Source organism: Fervidobacterium pennivorans, assembly GCF_001644665.1.
In the GTDB taxonomy this organism is placed as follows: domain Bacteria; phylum Thermotogota; class Thermotogae; order Thermotogales; family Fervidobacteriaceae; genus Fervidobacterium; species Fervidobacterium ngatamarikiense.
This window is the reverse complement of sequence record NZ_CP011393.1, coordinates 1,377,888-1,393,392: the sequence shown is the minus strand read 5'-3', so window position 1 is coordinate 1,393,392 and position 15,505 is coordinate 1,377,888. Positions and strand designations below refer to the sequence as shown.

Annotated in this window: 9 protein-coding genes and 1 tRNA gene; 4 read left to right on the top strand and 6 right to left on the bottom strand. The window is 39.9% G+C overall.

Annotation, left to right across the window (positions count from 1 at the left end; genetic code table 11):
* Window positions 1-99: 99 nt before the first annotated feature.
* From JM64_RS06485 to JM64_RS06470, 4 genes are all read right to left on the bottom strand, one after another.
* The gene (locus tag JM64_RS06485) at window positions 100-1,272 is read right to left on the bottom strand and encodes a flagellin (RefSeq protein WP_064011957.1); all 1,173 of its coding nucleotides are present in this window, start codon (window positions 1,270-1,272) and stop codon (window positions 100-102) included.
* 44 nt (window positions 1,273-1,316) lie between these two features.
* Window positions 1,317-3,953 carry a tetratricopeptide repeat-containing glycosyltransferase family 2 protein gene (locus JM64_RS06480; RefSeq protein ID WP_064011956.1) on the bottom strand — a complete coding sequence of 879 codons (2,637 nt, stop codon included), beginning with the start codon at window positions 3,951-3,953 and terminating at the stop codon, window positions 1,317-1,319.
* 155 nt (window positions 3,954-4,108) lie between these two features.
* Window positions 4,109-5,278 (bottom strand): flagellin N-terminal helical domain-containing protein, encoded by a 1,170-nt coding sequence (locus tag JM64_RS06475; RefSeq protein ID WP_064011955.1) that lies wholly within the window; start codon window positions 5,276-5,278, stop codon window positions 4,109-4,111.
* Between the two features lie 182 nt (window positions 5,279-5,460).
* A complete protein-coding gene (locus JM64_RS06470; protein WP_064011954.1) occupies window positions 5,461-6,831 on the bottom strand; it encodes a glycosyltransferase in 1,371 nt (456 codons plus the stop codon).
* A 222-nt stretch (window positions 6,832-7,053) separates the two neighbouring features.
* Between JM64_RS06470 and JM64_RS06465 the strand changes: the two genes are divergently transcribed.
* The gene (locus JM64_RS06465; protein WP_064011953.1) at window positions 7,054-7,857 is read left to right on the top strand and encodes a flagellin; all 804 of its coding nucleotides are present in this window, start codon (window positions 7,054-7,056) and stop codon (window positions 7,855-7,857) included.
* A gap of 58 nt (window positions 7,858-7,915) precedes the next feature.
* Here the strand turns inward: JM64_RS06465 and JM64_RS06460 are convergent.
* Together JM64_RS06460 and JM64_RS06455 are read right to left on the bottom strand one after the other, a co-directional pair.
* Window positions 7,916-8,004: transfer RNA gene (locus JM64_RS06460), tRNA-Leu, on the bottom strand.
* A 125-nt stretch (window positions 8,005-8,129) separates the two neighbouring features.
* Window positions 8,130-11,525, bottom strand: a complete 3,396-nt coding sequence (locus JM64_RS06455; protein WP_064011952.1) for a fibronectin type III domain-containing protein — start codon at window positions 11,523-11,525, stop codon at window positions 8,130-8,132.
* Window positions 11,526-11,876: 351 nt separating this feature from the next.
* On the opposite strand from JM64_RS06455, the gene JM64_RS06450 reads away from it, so the two are divergent.
* From JM64_RS06450 to JM64_RS06440, 3 genes are all read left to right on the top strand, one after another.
* A complete protein-coding gene (locus JM64_RS06450) occupies window positions 11,877-13,556 on the top strand; it encodes an ABC transporter substrate-binding protein (protein WP_064011951.1) in 1,680 nt (559 codons plus the stop codon).
* Between the two features lie 79 nt (window positions 13,557-13,635).
* On the top strand, window positions 13,636-14,625 hold the full coding sequence (locus JM64_RS06445; RefSeq protein WP_064011950.1) for an ABC transporter permease: 990 nt from the start codon (window positions 13,636-13,638) through the stop codon (window positions 14,623-14,625).
* The gene (locus tag JM64_RS06440) at window positions 14,625-15,467 is read left to right on the top strand and encodes an ABC transporter permease (RefSeq protein WP_064011949.1); all 843 of its coding nucleotides are present in this window, start codon (window positions 14,625-14,627) and stop codon (window positions 15,465-15,467) included. The genes JM64_RS06445 and JM64_RS06440 overlap by 1 nt, the downstream gene beginning before the upstream one ends.
* The last annotated feature ends 38 nt before the right edge of the window (window positions 15,468-15,505 follow it).

The window sequence follows — 15,505 nt, the reverse complement described above, 5'->3', positions numbered from 1 at the left end:
CGTTTTAGACAGCGTATCAGAAATATTATACCACCAAAAAAACAAAGCGGGGCACCTTGGACTTGCCCCGCTTTTCCTTTTCAAAAATTGATATTAGAATTATCCTCTCATCAATTGAAGAACATTTTGTGGCAACGTATTTGCCTGTGCAAGCATTGACATACCAGATTGCATGAGAATTTGCATCTTGGTAAACTGCATCATCTCTTTTGCCATATCTGCGTCCCTTATTCGGCTTTCTGCTGCTGTGAGGTTTTCTGCTGCTACTCCAAGGTTGGCTATTGTGTGCTCGAGTCTGTTTTGAATTGCACCGAGCTGAGACCTAATCGAACTTACCTTGTGGATTGCCGCATCGATTATACTAATCGTTCTTTCCGCATCATTCTGACTTGTGACCTTTAGTGTAGAGGTTAACAAGCCAAGGTTTTTCGCGTCCACTGCATCGATACCAGCTACCATGTTAGCACCTTCGTTTGCACCTATTTGGAAAACAAGCTGGTTGCCTGTTATATTTGTCTTCTCAACCCTTGCAACTCCTGTGTCGATTACTTCTTCAAGTGGCAACCCTCCGCCAAATTGAGAAATATCGAATCTGTTTTTGTTCCAAATTATCTTCACACCACCGATTACGATAGAACCTTGGCTGTAGCTTGTAATAACAGTGCTTACACCATCTTGTTTTACGAGAACTACCCTAACATCAAGTGCACTTGTTACGTTACCTGAGAATTGACCTACTTCAACAACAAAAGTTCCTTCGACAACACTTGCGGCAGAGCTGACAGCAGTAACTTCGAGGTCTATATTTCCCTGTGCAACAACCTTCACATCAGGTGTAAATCTGAAACTTTCAAGATTTCCGTTTAAAAGTTTCTTTGTGTTAAACTCCGTTGACCTTGCGATTCTGTCGATTTCTTCTCTTAACTGGTCAAGTTCTGCTTGTATACTTGACCTATCCACATCGGTATTCGTATCACTTGCCGCCTGGACTGCGAGTTCTCTCATCCTTTGCAAAATAGCATGCACCTCGTTAAGTGCACCTTCTGCTGTTTGAATGAGTGAGATAGCATCTTGTGCGTTCTTTACTGCCATTTCAAGACCTTTGATCTGTCCTCGCATCTTTTCGCTAATCGCCAAACCTGCCGCATCGTCACTTGCTCTGTTAATCTTCAAACCAGACGAAAGTCTTTCAAGCACCTTTTTCATGTCAGAATCCGTAAGTGTTATCTGCCTCCATGCGTTCAGTGCAGATAAGTTGTGATTGATACGCATAACCTCACCTCCATAGAAACTAAATGATTTATTATATATATTAATCACCTTTCAAAAATAACAGCCCTTAGAGACTCGTTCAAAACAAAATGTCTAATCCTTTTCGCTCCTGCCTTTCTCAACTCATCTTCAACTTGCTTTCTTGTTCTGATAAACCTAAAGATTGGATAATACCAAACGATATCGTCATGATTGTTGAAATCCGGAACAAAATAGAAAAGCACTCCACTTTCAAAATTCTTCACGACCTCACCAAATTCCTTAGCTATGTTGACAATTTCAAAGCTTACTATATTCTTTGATTTATCGTCATACTCAATACCAGTTTCTAATGCAACATTTTTAACTAGCTCGATATATTTTTCATCTTCCTCGTAAACTTTGATTTCTGATATATTCACTTCTGTGAGCACTTTTAAAATATCTTCTCTTTTGACTTCCAAAACCGGTAGGTTATAACCAACTCTTCTTTGCTTGTATACCCTAATCGCTTCATCGATATGGAATGGTTCAACATAGTAATATCTACTCGCCTTCCGCCAAACTCGCAATGGTGAGATAACACCGAGTCCTGAATGCTTTTCCGAGATATTCCCAACCCATACAATCTCATCATTTTTGTTTTCAAATGCTTCATGCGGATAGAAATTATCAAATTTATAAACCCCTAACGCTAAATCACCTAGCACTGTGTTCTTCTTTAAAGCTTCGGCATGGTATAAGTAGGCTTTTTTCAACTCTTCTTGGTCCTTCGAATCTTCGAACAATTTTGCATACCTGTATTCCAAAAACGGGAATTCTTCTTTCTTAGAGATGCTATCCAGTAACTGTGATGACTTTTCCCTATTATTTTTCCAAATATTCGTCGCGCTAACGTATTTTGCAAAGTCTGTGTCCGAGATGAGGTAAAGCCTTTCAAGTTGCTCCTTTGGAAACTCTTTAAGTGCTCCCATCATAAGCTCTTTGTTTTCAAAGTAAAACCTTTTAAGTTCGTGGAATATACCTTCTATCGTTGGGTCTAATTTTGTTTTTAAATCATCTAAGACAGGCTTCACGAACTTACCAAGTTCTGGCAAGATTTCAGCAGCTGTCCTGTAATACTCAAGAGCCAACTTAAAATTCGCCTTTTCTAAGTAAATATCCGCAATTAGTCCGTAGCTAACACCTTTGATAACTTCGTTTTCTGATTTTCTTAGCCTGTTTAGCACCCGCAATTTCTCCGGACTGGTATTCGGAAGGTTTTCGTAGAAGAATAAAACCGCTTCAAGTCCCATCTTCTCTATTTTTTCTGCCCACTGATTTTCATCAGAACCAAAGATGTATTCCATCAAGCCATCTTTCTTTGTCTTCAAATTTTCCATAACAAGTTTTCCAAAGGTACCCTTCAAGAACGGTTCAAAAAGGTCGTAGTTGAATTGTAGACCTATTTTCTTCACGCGCTCAACGATATCAAGCACGTTAAAATGAACACCAAACTGATGAGCTTCATGTAAAAGTTTTTCAATTTCAGGGACAATTTTTATGAAGTCATCATCATCGACCTCTGTAATATATTTGCCCAAAGCATTTACAAGCTTTTGTGCCTCAGTTATGGTGAGTTTTGATTTATCAAATATCTTTTCAAAATGCATTTTAAATTTCTCAATATCTTTCTTCTTTAGGTACGCAATCGCAAGAAGAGTGTGGACCATAGGAGTATATTTAATAGCAATTATCGTCCAGGTGAACTCTTGAGGATTCTTTTCTACATATTCGATTCGTTTTAGGAACTCTTCTCCATAGGATATCGTTTCTTCGTATTTCTTTTCCGCTTCACTGACAGCCAAAAGCCCGTAGTATGGATCAGGGTTTTTGGGTTCTGTTCTTAGCAAAAATTCCAGCAACTCCCTGGCCTCTTTGTTGAAGCCTTTCGCATTTAAAGCAAGAGCATGCATCAGTAAAACCTCAAAAGCAATGGCAGGCATCTTTTGGTCTTTTTTAATTATTTCGATTACCTTATTAACTATTGGATAGAGCTCTTTCGTATTTCCACCAATCATCTCTGTTTTGTAAAGTTGGCACAAATAATAAGCTCTTTCTTGAGAAGGTATGTATTTTTTTTCTTCTAATAGTTTGACTATGAGGTTTCTTGTCCTCTCGTATTTTTTCTTTTTCAGTTTTCGTGTCCAAATGTATCCGTAATGGTATATTGTAAAAGGAGCTTCCACAACCTTACCTTTGTAAATAGGCTGGTTGTGAACAATATTTTCGTATCTCACGGTTCCATTTCTAAACACTCTTGCAGTCGAAGCTATCTCTGTCTTTTTCAAATCCCAGTCCAAATAACTCAGAGTAGGTAGATATACGGTATTTACATCCTCCGGCAAATTTGCAAGAAATTCCCTTATCCCGGCGAAATCTTCCTTAACCTCTTCATCGGCATCGTAAATTAAAACCCATTCGCACGTAGGAAATTGGAGAGAATAATTCCTTGCTTCTGAAAAATCATCTTTCCATTCGTGGAAATAAATCTTGTCTGTGTATTTCTTTGCGACCTCCACACTATTATCCGTTGAACCTGTATCAACAACAATGATTTCATCAACGTAAGGCCTAATACTTCCAAGAGCTCTGTCAAGGTTGTGCTCTTCGTTTTTCACAATCATGGCAACACTTAGTAAGCAACGCTTTTTGTCTGGCATACTTCGACCTCCAAATTTTTCGCTTAAATCTTTTGATAACTTTCCTAACATATTATTCATTCTTAATAAAGAATATTCCTTAAAAACTAAGAAAAACAGAAAAGCGGGCTTTCGCCCGCTTTTCCATTTTTGGGGTTTTATTAACTTTTCATTGATTATCTCATCAATTGCAACACCTGTTGAGGTTGAGCATTAGCTTGTGCAAGCATCGACATGCTCGATTGCAACAGTATCTGCTGCTTCGTGAATTGCATCATCTCTTTCGCCATGTCTGCGTCTCTTATTCGGCTTTCTGCTGCTGTCAAGTTCTCCGCCGCTACTCCAAGGTTCGCTATCGTGTGTTCAAGCCTGTTCTGAATTGCACCAAGTGCTGCTCTTGCTGTACTCACCCTGTGTATCGCTGCATCTACCACCATTATCGTTCTTTCTGCACTGTCTTGGTCTGTTACCTTAAGCGTACTTGTTGACAACCCAAGCGCTGCTGCGCTCATGTTGTCTATTCCTGCTATCATGTTGTGTCCTTCGTTTGAACCTATCTGGAAAACGAGTTGATTCGCTGCTGTGTACACCGCTTCTACCCTTACTACTGCACTGTCAATTACTTCGTTCATTGGCAGCGCTCCATTAAATTGACTTATGTCAAATGTGCTGGAATTCCATCTAAATGTTATTCCCCCAACTGCCAAACTACCAGCCGAAATCGTTGTAATCGCAACTTCCACTATACTTCCATCAGTACCAATGCGTACAATTCTTACATCGATCTGGCTACTAACAGCACCATCAAATTGCCCAACTTCAATAACATATGTTCCTTCACTTGCTGCAGTGCTTACCGCTGCAAGATCAACGTCAATATTTCCACCTGTAACAACTTTTGCATCCGGTGTGTATCTGAATCCTTCAAGTTTTCCATCTAACAACTTCTTTGTGTTGAATTCTGTTGTTCTTGCTATTCTGTCTATTTCTTCTCTCAGTTGGTCAAGTTCTGCTTGTATCTGGTTCCTATCTACGTTCGTATTTGTATCACTTGATGCTTGTACTGCAAGTTCTCTCATCCTTTGGAGTATCGAGTGTACTTCTGTCAGTGCTCCTTCTGCTGTCTGAATCAAGCTGATAGCATCTTGTGAGTTCTTGATTGCCATGTCAAGACCTTTGATTTGTCCCCTCATCTTTTCACTGATTGCCAAACCTGCTGCGTCATCTCCTGCTCTATTGATCCTTAATCCAGATGAGAGTCTTTCAAGCGTCTTGCTCATGTCCATGTTGGTCATCGTGATGTTTCGCCAGCTGTTCAGAGCGTTAATGTTGTGGTTAATCCTCATAACTCTCCACCTCCATGTGAGTTTTTTCCTTTAAATTCTTAAGAACTCAAAACCAGAATCTGTCTTCCAAAAGGGCGCCCTTTTGTTTTTACCAATATTTTTATCGGAAAAAATTAGCGGTTCTTTAGTGGGAAACTAAAGAACCGCCAGAAGAGAGTTTAAGTTTACGAATATAAAATGCTTCAAACCTTTAAAAGAACATCCTCAATTTGCCTTATCTGTTTCTCAAAGGAATAATTTTCCTCGACAAAAGTTCTATAGACTTCACTCCTGTAATCAAATTCAAGAATTTGTGGGATCTCCTCGATAAAATTGAACAAAGTATCTTCCATCCATAACGTCTTAGCACCATAAAAATTATGAACGACAGGTTTTATACCAACAGCCATTGCTTCTGCTATGTTATATCCAAAACTTTCATGCACACTCGTTGATAGCACGTAATTCTTATCTTCCAAGAATTCTTCAATATTGTTAACATGACCGAGTAACTTTACATTGTCTCGCAAGCCTGCCTCTTCAATAAAGTAATGAAAGTAAAGATGATACCTGTAATCCTGGAAATCACCCGCAATTGATAGATTGTATCTCGGATCAATTTTTTTCAGTAATCCCATAATTTGTAACCACATTGTTGGATCCTTTTTGTAATTTATGTGAGCTACTACTGCAATGTTGTATCCCCTTGTCCTGGGCTTGTACTTAAATCTTTCCAAATTTAACCCATTGTGGATAACTTTGATTTTGGCTTCAATCCTCTTATAAACGTCGGGGTGATACATTCTTATAACGTCTTTCATGTGCTCAGCAACTAAAACAATAGCGTCCACCTTATCCCAAAAAATCTTAGACAGAAAGGCATTGGTTAGTGCCTCATAACTATGCAGCCTACATATTATCTTTTTCCCTTTCTTTTCCAACTTATTCGTCACTTCCACCGCTAATTCATTTGCCCATTCTAACCAGACGATATCTGCCCATTCGTACGCCTGCACTATTTTGTTACCGTTCGCTGATACAACGAGTTTTACGTTATACACCTCTCCCAATATGTCAGCGATGTCACGGATAAAATTATCAAGACCTGGCAAGCAAAGAATCGCTATATTTACATCTTGATGGTATTGCTTTTTGTATTCAAGATATTTTTTCTTCATCTCTTCAAGTGGTAAAATTTCTGCCGCTTTTCTGTAATAGTAAAGTGCCATTGGAATGTTTCCTTGGACAATCTGTGTATCTCCAAGCAAATCGTATACTGCCCAGTCTTTATTGTGAATGCGTAATAGATAACGCCAAGCTTCCTTGTAGTCTTTCTTATCAAACAAGGCTTTCCCGTAATTGAAAAGAACATCGGAATTGATGGGGTCTATTTCAACTGCTTTTTTGAAATGCTCTATTGCATCATCAAGCTTACCTTCGTAGTAATATATCATGCCAAAAGCGTTTTCTTTCTGAACAATATCTGGTAGCTTTTCTACTATTTGCTTGGCTTCGGAGAATCTCCCTTGTGTTATTAGTTCCGTAAGTTGTGATAATTCTGGGAAGTCTGACATCTGAGTATTCCCCCTTGTCTTTCACTGTTTGACAATTTATTCTTCTTTTCCCAAAGTTATAAGTCCTATCATCATGACTGGAGATTTACAAAAATCTTTTGAACGATTTCCGCATATGTGTGGTCTAATATAATGAGTAGGAAAAAAAGGCACTGGCTCGATTAAGATACTGACTTTTGGTTATGCTTATTTTTCCGTCCATGCCTGTAGGGAGGGATGGTAATGCGGATTAACAACAACGTTGGAATGTGGGCTATTAGGTATCTTCAAAATTTGCAAACCCAACAAAACAGGCAAGTGCAAAGCTTGGCACAGGCAACGATACCTATTCAGCAAAGTGTAGCTTTCGGAGCGATAGCTGAGCGTATTCGCTCACAAATCAACGGTTATCGTGAAGCTATGGCAAGTACGTACAACGCAATCGGGGTTATGAATGTTGCAGAAGGTGGTCTTCAAAGCATTTCAAACAATCTTCAAAGAATGAGAGAGCTCGCAGTTCAAGCTTCAAATGGCACGCTTTCGGAAAGTGACCGTGCAGCACTTCAACAGGAATTTTCTCAGCTGGCTCAAGGGATAAACAGGGTGGTTGAACAGACTACTTATAATAACAGAAGGGTTTTAGGCGGTGATATAAGAAATATGCAAGTGCAACTTGGTCCGAATGAAGGGCAACAGATGAAAGTTACCCTCCCGGGCATGGACATTAAGTCTCTTGGACTTGAGAATGTAAATCTCAACAGCACCGAAAATGCTCAAAATGCATTAAAAGCTCTTGATAGAGCGATAGAAACTGTTTCAAATACGAGAAGTTATGTTGGTAGCGTGACGAACCGGCTGGAAGGGGCGGCACGGGAACTTAGCAACACTATGTTAAACCTCACCTCCTCCGTGAGTGTTTTAACAGACACAGATATGGCACGTGGCGTTATGGAATGGATTAGAACAAGACTCCAGCAGCAAGCAACAGCAGGTATACTTGGGCAGTCTAATGTGAACGCACAGAATGTTCTAAGACTTCTTGGATAGCCATAGCTCCAATAAGTAAAAAAGAAGCGGTGGGAAAATTCCCACCGCTTTTGCTTTTTGGTGCCGAGGGCGGGACTTGAACCCGCACGGGGTTTAAACCCCTGTTGATTTTGAGTCAACCGCGTCTGCCAATTCCGCCACCTCGGCACTAACCCTGAGCGTATGTTATTTTATCATTTAAACGCGAATTTTTCAAGATGTTTTTTGAGATTTCTAGAACAAGAAACTCGGCGCCCTTTCGAGCGCCGAGTTTGGATTTTTGAACAGAGTTTTTATTTTACTTTAAATATCCAAACGTCGCTACCGCCTATGTTCTTACCGATGTCTCCGTTTCTTGAGAAAGATGTACCTAAAATTATTATTGTTCCGTCTTCGTCTATAAACGCATCATTCGCATAGTCAGCCAAGCTACCGCCGTATGCCTTAGACCATCTAAGGTTACCATCGTTATCTATGTCAATTAACCAGATATCAGCAGCACCTTTTTGATCATCGACTTTCGAGAGTGTGTATCCAGCTATTGCAAATCCACCATCTGGGAATTCTGCGGCTGCGTATGCAATGTCTTCTTCAGAACCTCCGAATGTCTTGAGCCATATGATTCCACCTTTCGGATCAATTTTTGCTATGAGTATGTCCCAGAAGCCCGCATTTACTTGGATATCACCATCGACGGATGTGGTGTATCCAACTATCAAGAAGTTACCATCGTTTGTCTTAATGATTCTTGAAACTTCATCTTGGTCAGTTCCACCGTAAGCCTTGTTAAGTGTTATATCTTTGAGGTCCTTGCTTACTTTGAACAACCAGATATCAGATGTTCCGTGGTTGTATGGTATGTTACCTTCGAGCGAGTACGTGACATTCGCTACAAGGTATCCATCTTCAAGTTCAATAACATCAACTGCTTTATCCCTATCTAAGCCACCAAATGTTTTGCTTGCTACAATATTACCTTCTGCATCAAGTTTAAGTAACCAGCTATCCCATGTTCCGATATTTCCACCAGTATCACCATTCACTGAGTTCGTTGTACCAGCGATAAGGAATCCGCCTTCGGACGTTACAATAACTCTCGATGGTATATCGTTACCTGTACCACCATAGAGTTTGAGCCATTTGGTATTGCCTTCTTTGTCAAGTTTTGCGAGCAAGTAATCCCATCCGCCTTTGTTAACTTGACTGGCGATTTCTTTCGATAATGTGTATCCAAGAACGATATATCCATCCTCGACTTCCTTGACATCCGCTGCTTCATCCCAGCCAGCTCCACCAAGTAGTTTCATCCATTCAACATCGAGTTCTTTTGTCAATTTCACCACAAGTATGTCGGACTCACCTTTGAACTCTGGAAGTTTGCTGGACTGTGTGCTTGCAACAAGTATATATCCTCCATCAGCTGTCTTAATAATTCTTCTTGAAGTATCTTGACCAGCTCCACCTAAAACTTCTTGCTTTTGAATTGTTGGAAGTTTTGTCCTAAACGTAAATACTTCACTTTCAACTTCTCCGAATATGTTCTTTGCAACAACTTTCCATTTGTATTCAGTTCCGAAATGGAGCCGTGGTAACGTGTACTCATTTGTTTCAAGTTTGTCAACAAGATCCAATTTAACTGTTCCGAAGTAGAGTTCGAATTCTTCTGCTCTTTCACTGACCCACTTGAGTGTCACATCAACAGGAACTTCTTTCGCTCCATTTTCTGGATAAACAGCTCTTGGTTGTTCTGGGACCTGACCTGTTGTAAATTTCCAAACAGGTCCTTCTGTGTTGCCAAATCTATTCTTTGCAACAACTTTCCAGTAATATGTTGTTCCAAACAGTAAGTTCAAAACCTCAACCGCACTCTCTTTGATATTTTCCAAATAAAGTTCAAGTGCATCTTCTGAGAATCCCAAGTAGAGGTCATATGCATCAGCTTTTGCACTTTCCCACCTCAACACTAAGTTGTTGAATTGATCAACAGCACCATCAACTGGTTCTGGATTGAATGGAGTTGCTGGAACATTTCCAACAGTGAATTTAACTATCGGACTTTCTGCTTGTCCGAATCTGTTCTTTCCAACAACTTTCCAGTAATACGTTGTCCCAAGTTCGAGGTCTTTCACAACGAGTGTATTGCTTGTAGCATCCTCTGCGACAAGTTCCAATTCTGTCGATTCTTTTCCAAGGTACACATCATACACATCAGCACATTCAAATTTCCAGCTAAGTTCTGGGTCTTTCCAGACATCTTCCTCTCCATCAAGTGGGCTTACAATCTGAACAAACTCTGGGGCTTTACCAGTTTTGAACATTTCTACGTCGCTTTCGTTTGTTCCAAATTCGTTCTTTGCAACTACTTTCCAGAAGAATGTTGTGTCCATAGGTAATTCGTATGGCAAGGTAAATTCAGCTTCTGTAGTTGTAGCTACGAGTTCGAGTTTATCCATTTCCTTACCAAGATACACCTCGTATTCTTTCGCATCTTCGCTTGTCCATTTGAACGCTGGCAGGAGCCATACTTTCTCACCTTTCGGTTCGGCAAGTTCGGGTTTTGTTGGAACGTCACCTGTGGAGAATCTCCACACTGGCCCTTCCGTCTCTCCGTAGGCATTCTTTGCTACGACTTTCCAGTAATAAACCGTTCCGAGTTCGAGTCGTTGCGTATCGTATTCCGGTTCATCAACAGTTGCAATAAGTTGTAATTCGTCCGGTGATTTTCCAAGGTAAACATCGTAGCTTGCTGCTCTTTCTGCTCGCCACATTAAGCGTGGTTCAATCCAAATCTTCTGTGCACCGTCGTATGGAACAGGATTTTCTGGCACAGTTGGGGCATCGCCTATTCTGAACGTGAAAACAGGGCTCTCGGTTTCGCCAAAGGCATTCTTGGCTACAATTTTCCATTGATAAGTTGTCGATGGTTTAAGGTTTTTGACTTCGTATTTATTGTCAAAGTAGTTCTTTTCAATCAACTGCAGACTTCCTTCTTCTCCAAAGTAAATATCATACATCTTCGCTCGTTGCGAAGACCAAGATAAAGTTACATTAGGCAACACATCCGTAGCGCCGTTGGTGGGTTCCGCATTTTCAATTTCACCTGGAATGAACTCTGTGTTCTGGAAATCTATAAGGGCGTTGATAAGAACTCCACCAGAACCCACAAGGACATTAAGCGGAATATTTGCTAAAGAAATCCTATCTCTTACAACTTCTACTCCATCTCTTCGACCATACGCAACAATTCGTTCATCCTTCTTATCAACCAACCCAAAGACTTTGACGATAACATTGTATTTACCAGCCTTCAGTTTTGTTATCAAACCTGTCGCTTGACCCGTCTCTCTGTCGTAATTCAAAAGGAAGGGACCTTCAACGATTTCCTGGTTGAAGATTTCAACAGTTGCCCTTGTAATCCATATCCCGTTTTCTAACAGCGCTTTGTCAAGCTCAGACAACCTAAGACTGTACTCTTCGTACTCGCCTGGAGGTAAGATTGGTTCAACAACAGGTTCATACTTTTGAAGTAATGATTCAAGTGCTTCTCTAATATCAACGTTTGGATTTTCAAGTAGTGCTTTCACTTCGTAGTAAAACCTTGCTAACGGTGTTGAATACGTTACTTGAGAGAACGCTATAGTGGAAACAATGGTGAGAATAATAAGTACCCATAGGAAAACTTTCCGCATGTAATCTCCCCCCTTTGGTTGTGATTGAAATCCTGCTTCAAAAAAAATTATTCTACTAAGCCGAAACTTACTCACTTGTATATTATACCACTAATCTTTTCAAATTTTGCAATAGTTTTTTGAAAGAATTCCAAAAAGTCTAGAGGATTTTGTTCGTGAGACTAACAAAAGGCATAAATATGTGAATATTTTCAGAAAAATATATTTCGCAATGGCTCTACACAAAATTATCATATGAAACAAAATTTAAAGACTTATCAAGAGTATGAATGTAAATATTTACATAAATAAAATACCAGCGGATAACATCCCCGCCCTTTTGGGCAAATCATTTATGTAGGAGGGGTTGGTATGAAAAGGTTTTTCCTGTTAGCACTTTTCGCGGTTGTATTGACAACAGTCATATTTGCGGATGTTGTTTACAAACGTGATGAAACGTTGTATGCAGGCGGAGGTTTGTGGGCACCACCATCAAACTGGAACCCAATCACTCCGTGGAATGCGGTTACAGGAACTGTTGGGTTAATTTACGAAACGCTGTATGGATACGACCCACTTAAGGATGAACTAATTCCTTGGCTTGCAGAAAGTGGAAAGTGGACATCGAAAAACTCTTTCGAGATTAAACTTAGAAAAGGAGTTACATGGCATGACGGGATGCCATTCACTTCGAAAGATGTAAAGTTTACACTTGAACTTGCAAAGAAGATACCTGAGATTTCCTACAGCTATCTGTGGAATTGGATTGCAAAGGTTGATACACCTGACGATTATACCGTAGTATTCACATTCTCATCTCCAAGATATCACGAATGGAACTACCAGTTGTACCAACTACCAATTATCCCAGAACATATATGGTCAAAGATGTCAAAGGACGAGATTTTAACAGGTGCAAACGAAAAGGCGATAGGCACAGGACCTTACATGCCTGAAACATATTCCGATGACAGAATGGTTTATCTAAGAAACGATAACTGGTGGGGCAACAAGATCTTCGGGCAACCAAAACCAAAAAGGATAGTTTATTTAAGAGTTCTGAGCAACAACGTAGCACTTGGAATGATAATGAAAGGTGAATTGGATATTTCAAACTTCTTCCTACCAGGTGTTCCAACGCTGAAGAAAACATATTCAGACATCCACACTTGGTTTGCAAAAGAACCCTATATGCTCTCTGATAACACCGCTTTCTTGTTTATCAACACCACAAAGAAACCTTTGAACGATCCTAACCTTAGAAGGGCTATGGCATATGCAATAGATCCCAACATTATTTGCCGAACTGTCTTTGAAGGTCAGGTATTGCCAAGTAACCCCGTTGGATTCTTGCCAATCAAAGGTTGGATGAAATACTATCCAGAAAATGCTGTAAAACAATTTGGCTTCAAGTATGATCCAAAAATAGCAAAGGATTTACTCGATAAAGCAGGATACAAAGATATCAATAAAGATGGTTACAGGGAAGCGCCCGATGGTAGCAAGTTTAAAGTCTCTATCATTGTTCCATTCGGTTGGACCGATTGGATGGAGTCAATTAAGCTTATAGCATCGCAACTACGAGCCGTAGGTATCAATGCTGAAGCTCAGTTCCCAGATTTCAGTAAATATTGGGAAGACTTAACAAGTGGTAACTTTGACATGGCAATTAACAACTTCAACTCACAAATGAGTGTCTCACCATGGACAATGTTTAACTGGCTCTTCAACTCTAACTTTGATAAATACATGTACAATGGTAACTTCGGAAGGTACAACAATCCAAAACTCTTTGATTTAATAACACAACTGAATTCTACTCCTATGGAAGATATTGCCGCTAACAAGAAGATAGTTGAACAAATTGCTGAAATCTTCTTGAAAGATATGCCAGCAATACCACTTTGGTATAATGGTATGTGGTTCCAGGCAAGTACTCAGGTTTGGAAGAATTGGCCAAGTGAAAAGAATCCATATGCATACCCAGTAACCTGGGGCGGAAGATGGCAAACTGGCGGAGTACTGATGCTTATAGGAATTACAAGTAAATAGTCCTATTAGCGTAGAAAATACCAATAGTGTGAGTTAAGTGCAAACGAAAAAGACTTTGAATTCTTAAGAGGTGTATTAGATGAAAAAGTATCTGAGGATGAAAATCTTTGTTTATCTCCTTACCTTCGTATTTGCAGTTACTATAGATTGGTTGATTCCCAGGCTCATGCCTGGGAATCCTATACTTGTTTTAGTCTCGCGATTTGCTACGCTACCAGAATCTGCAAAGGTGGTTTATAGTTACTTGACAAAGGCATTTGGATTGGACCTACCTATGTGGAAGCAGTACATCAACTTTTGGATAGCGTTTTTCAAGGGTGATTTAGGCATAAGTATATATTTGTATCCAAAGCCTGTGCTCGATGTTTTGAAAAGTGCTCTTCCGTATTCCCTTGGTATTCTCATACCTTCGATTTTGGCAAGCTGGTTTGTCGGAAATACACTTGGCGCAGTTGCTGCAAGAAGGAAGAGGTTAGATTCTGTGATGTTACCTGTTATGTATTTTATCACCGGAGCACCATACCTTTGGCTTGGGATTTTGCTTGCTTACTTTTTGGGTGTTGTGCTCAGATGGTTTCCAATAGCTGGGGCGTACAGTTTTGCCCTTAGACCTCATCTTTCTTGGGTTTTCATTTCGGATTATCTTAAGCACTGGGTTTTACCTTTCCTTTCGTTGTTCATAGTCCAACTTGGCGGATGGGCAATAGGGATGAGGAATTTGGTTATTTACGAGCTTGAAGCAAATTATGTAAGATATCTTGAAACTCTCGGTGCGAGTCGAAAATTAATTAGAAAGTACGCATTTAGAAATGCTATACTACCTCAGGTAACAGGCTTAGCATTGCAACTTGGAACTGTGATAGCTGGACAAGTAACAACGGAAGTGGTTTTTTCATATCCAGGAATCGGTTACATACTCACCCAAGCAATACTAAATCAAGACTATTTCCTCATTCAAGGATGTTTTCTTTTTATAATAATCGGTGTTTTGATTGCTAACTTTACTGTTGACCTTGTCTATATGGCGCTTGATCCGCGTATCCGGTATTCATACGGTGGTGAGATATGATGCGTGAAATCTTGTTTTTCGCATTTAGGAATAAAAAGTTGAGGATAGGATTTTCACTTGTTCTTTTCTTCTTGATTTTGGCGATAATTGGCCCGTATATTTCCAAGTACAAAGACCCACTAGAATACGTTGGTCCTGGCTATCAACCGCCCAGCAAAGATTATTGGCTTGGAACAACTACGTTTGGGCAAGATGTTTTCACGCAGTTGGTACATGGATTGAGGTCTTCGTTTTTCATTGGTTTTTTCGGAGGCGGATTGGCAACTTTAATTGGTTTGGTTGTCGGATTTTTGGCTGGATACGAAAGTGGGTTGTTCGATGAAGTATTAATGATGATTACAAACATTTTACTTGTTATTCCAACGTTGGCGTTGTTGATTATAGTGGCTTCGTATCTGCCATACAGAGGAATTTTTATAGAGAGTGTCATCATTGGACTAACCGCATGGCCATGGACCGCAAGGGCGGTGCGAGCACAGACCTTGTCTTTAAAAGCTAGGGAATACGTGAATCTAGCCAGAATTACCGGGAGGAGTCATCTAAAAATAATACTCTATGAGATTATGCCTAACATGATGTCATATGTCTTTATGGTATTTATTCTTCAATTTGGAGGAGCCATACTTGCAGCAGTCGGCTTAGATTTTATAGGGCTTGGTCCAACAAAAGGCATATCGATAGGATTAATGCTGCAGAACGCGGTTCTTTGGAACGCAATCCAGCTCGGTATTTGGTGGTGGGCAATACCACCTGGACTTGTAATTACTTTGATAGTTGGTGCACTCTATTTTATGAATACCGGATTAGACGAAGTATTCAACCCAAGACTAAGAGAGATGTAAAAGCAAAAACAAGTTGCATTTGGATGAGGGAGTTGTGA

Coding starts and splice junctions, on each gene's coding strand:
- JM64_RS06485 (WP_064011957.1), bottom strand. CDS start 1,272: ATGCGTATCAATCACAACTTATCTGCACTGAACGCATGGAGGCAGATA.
- JM64_RS06480 (WP_064011956.1), bottom strand. CDS start 3,953: ATGCCAGACAAAAAGCGTTGCTTACTAAGTGTTGCCATGATTGTGAAA.
- JM64_RS06475 (WP_064011955.1), bottom strand. CDS start 5,278: ATGAGGATTAACCACAACATTAACGCTCTGAACAGCTGGCGAAACATC.
- JM64_RS06470 (WP_064011954.1), bottom strand. CDS start 6,831: ATGTCAGACTTCCCAGAATTATCACAACTTACGGAACTAATAACACAA.
- JM64_RS06465 (WP_064011953.1), top strand. CDS start 7,054: ATGCGGATTAACAACAACGTTGGAATGTGGGCTATTAGGTATCTTCAA.
- JM64_RS06455 (WP_064011952.1), bottom strand. CDS start 11,525: ATGCGGAAAGTTTTCCTATGGGTACTTATTATTCTCACCATTGTTTCC.
- JM64_RS06450 (WP_064011951.1), top strand. CDS start 11,877: ATGAAAAGGTTTTTCCTGTTAGCACTTTTCGCGGTTGTATTGACAACA.
- JM64_RS06445 (WP_064011950.1), top strand. CDS start 13,636: ATGAAAAAGTATCTGAGGATGAAAATCTTTGTTTATCTCCTTACCTTC.
- JM64_RS06440 (WP_064011949.1), top strand. CDS start 14,625: ATGCGTGAAATCTTGTTTTTCGCATTTAGGAATAAAAAGTTGAGGATA.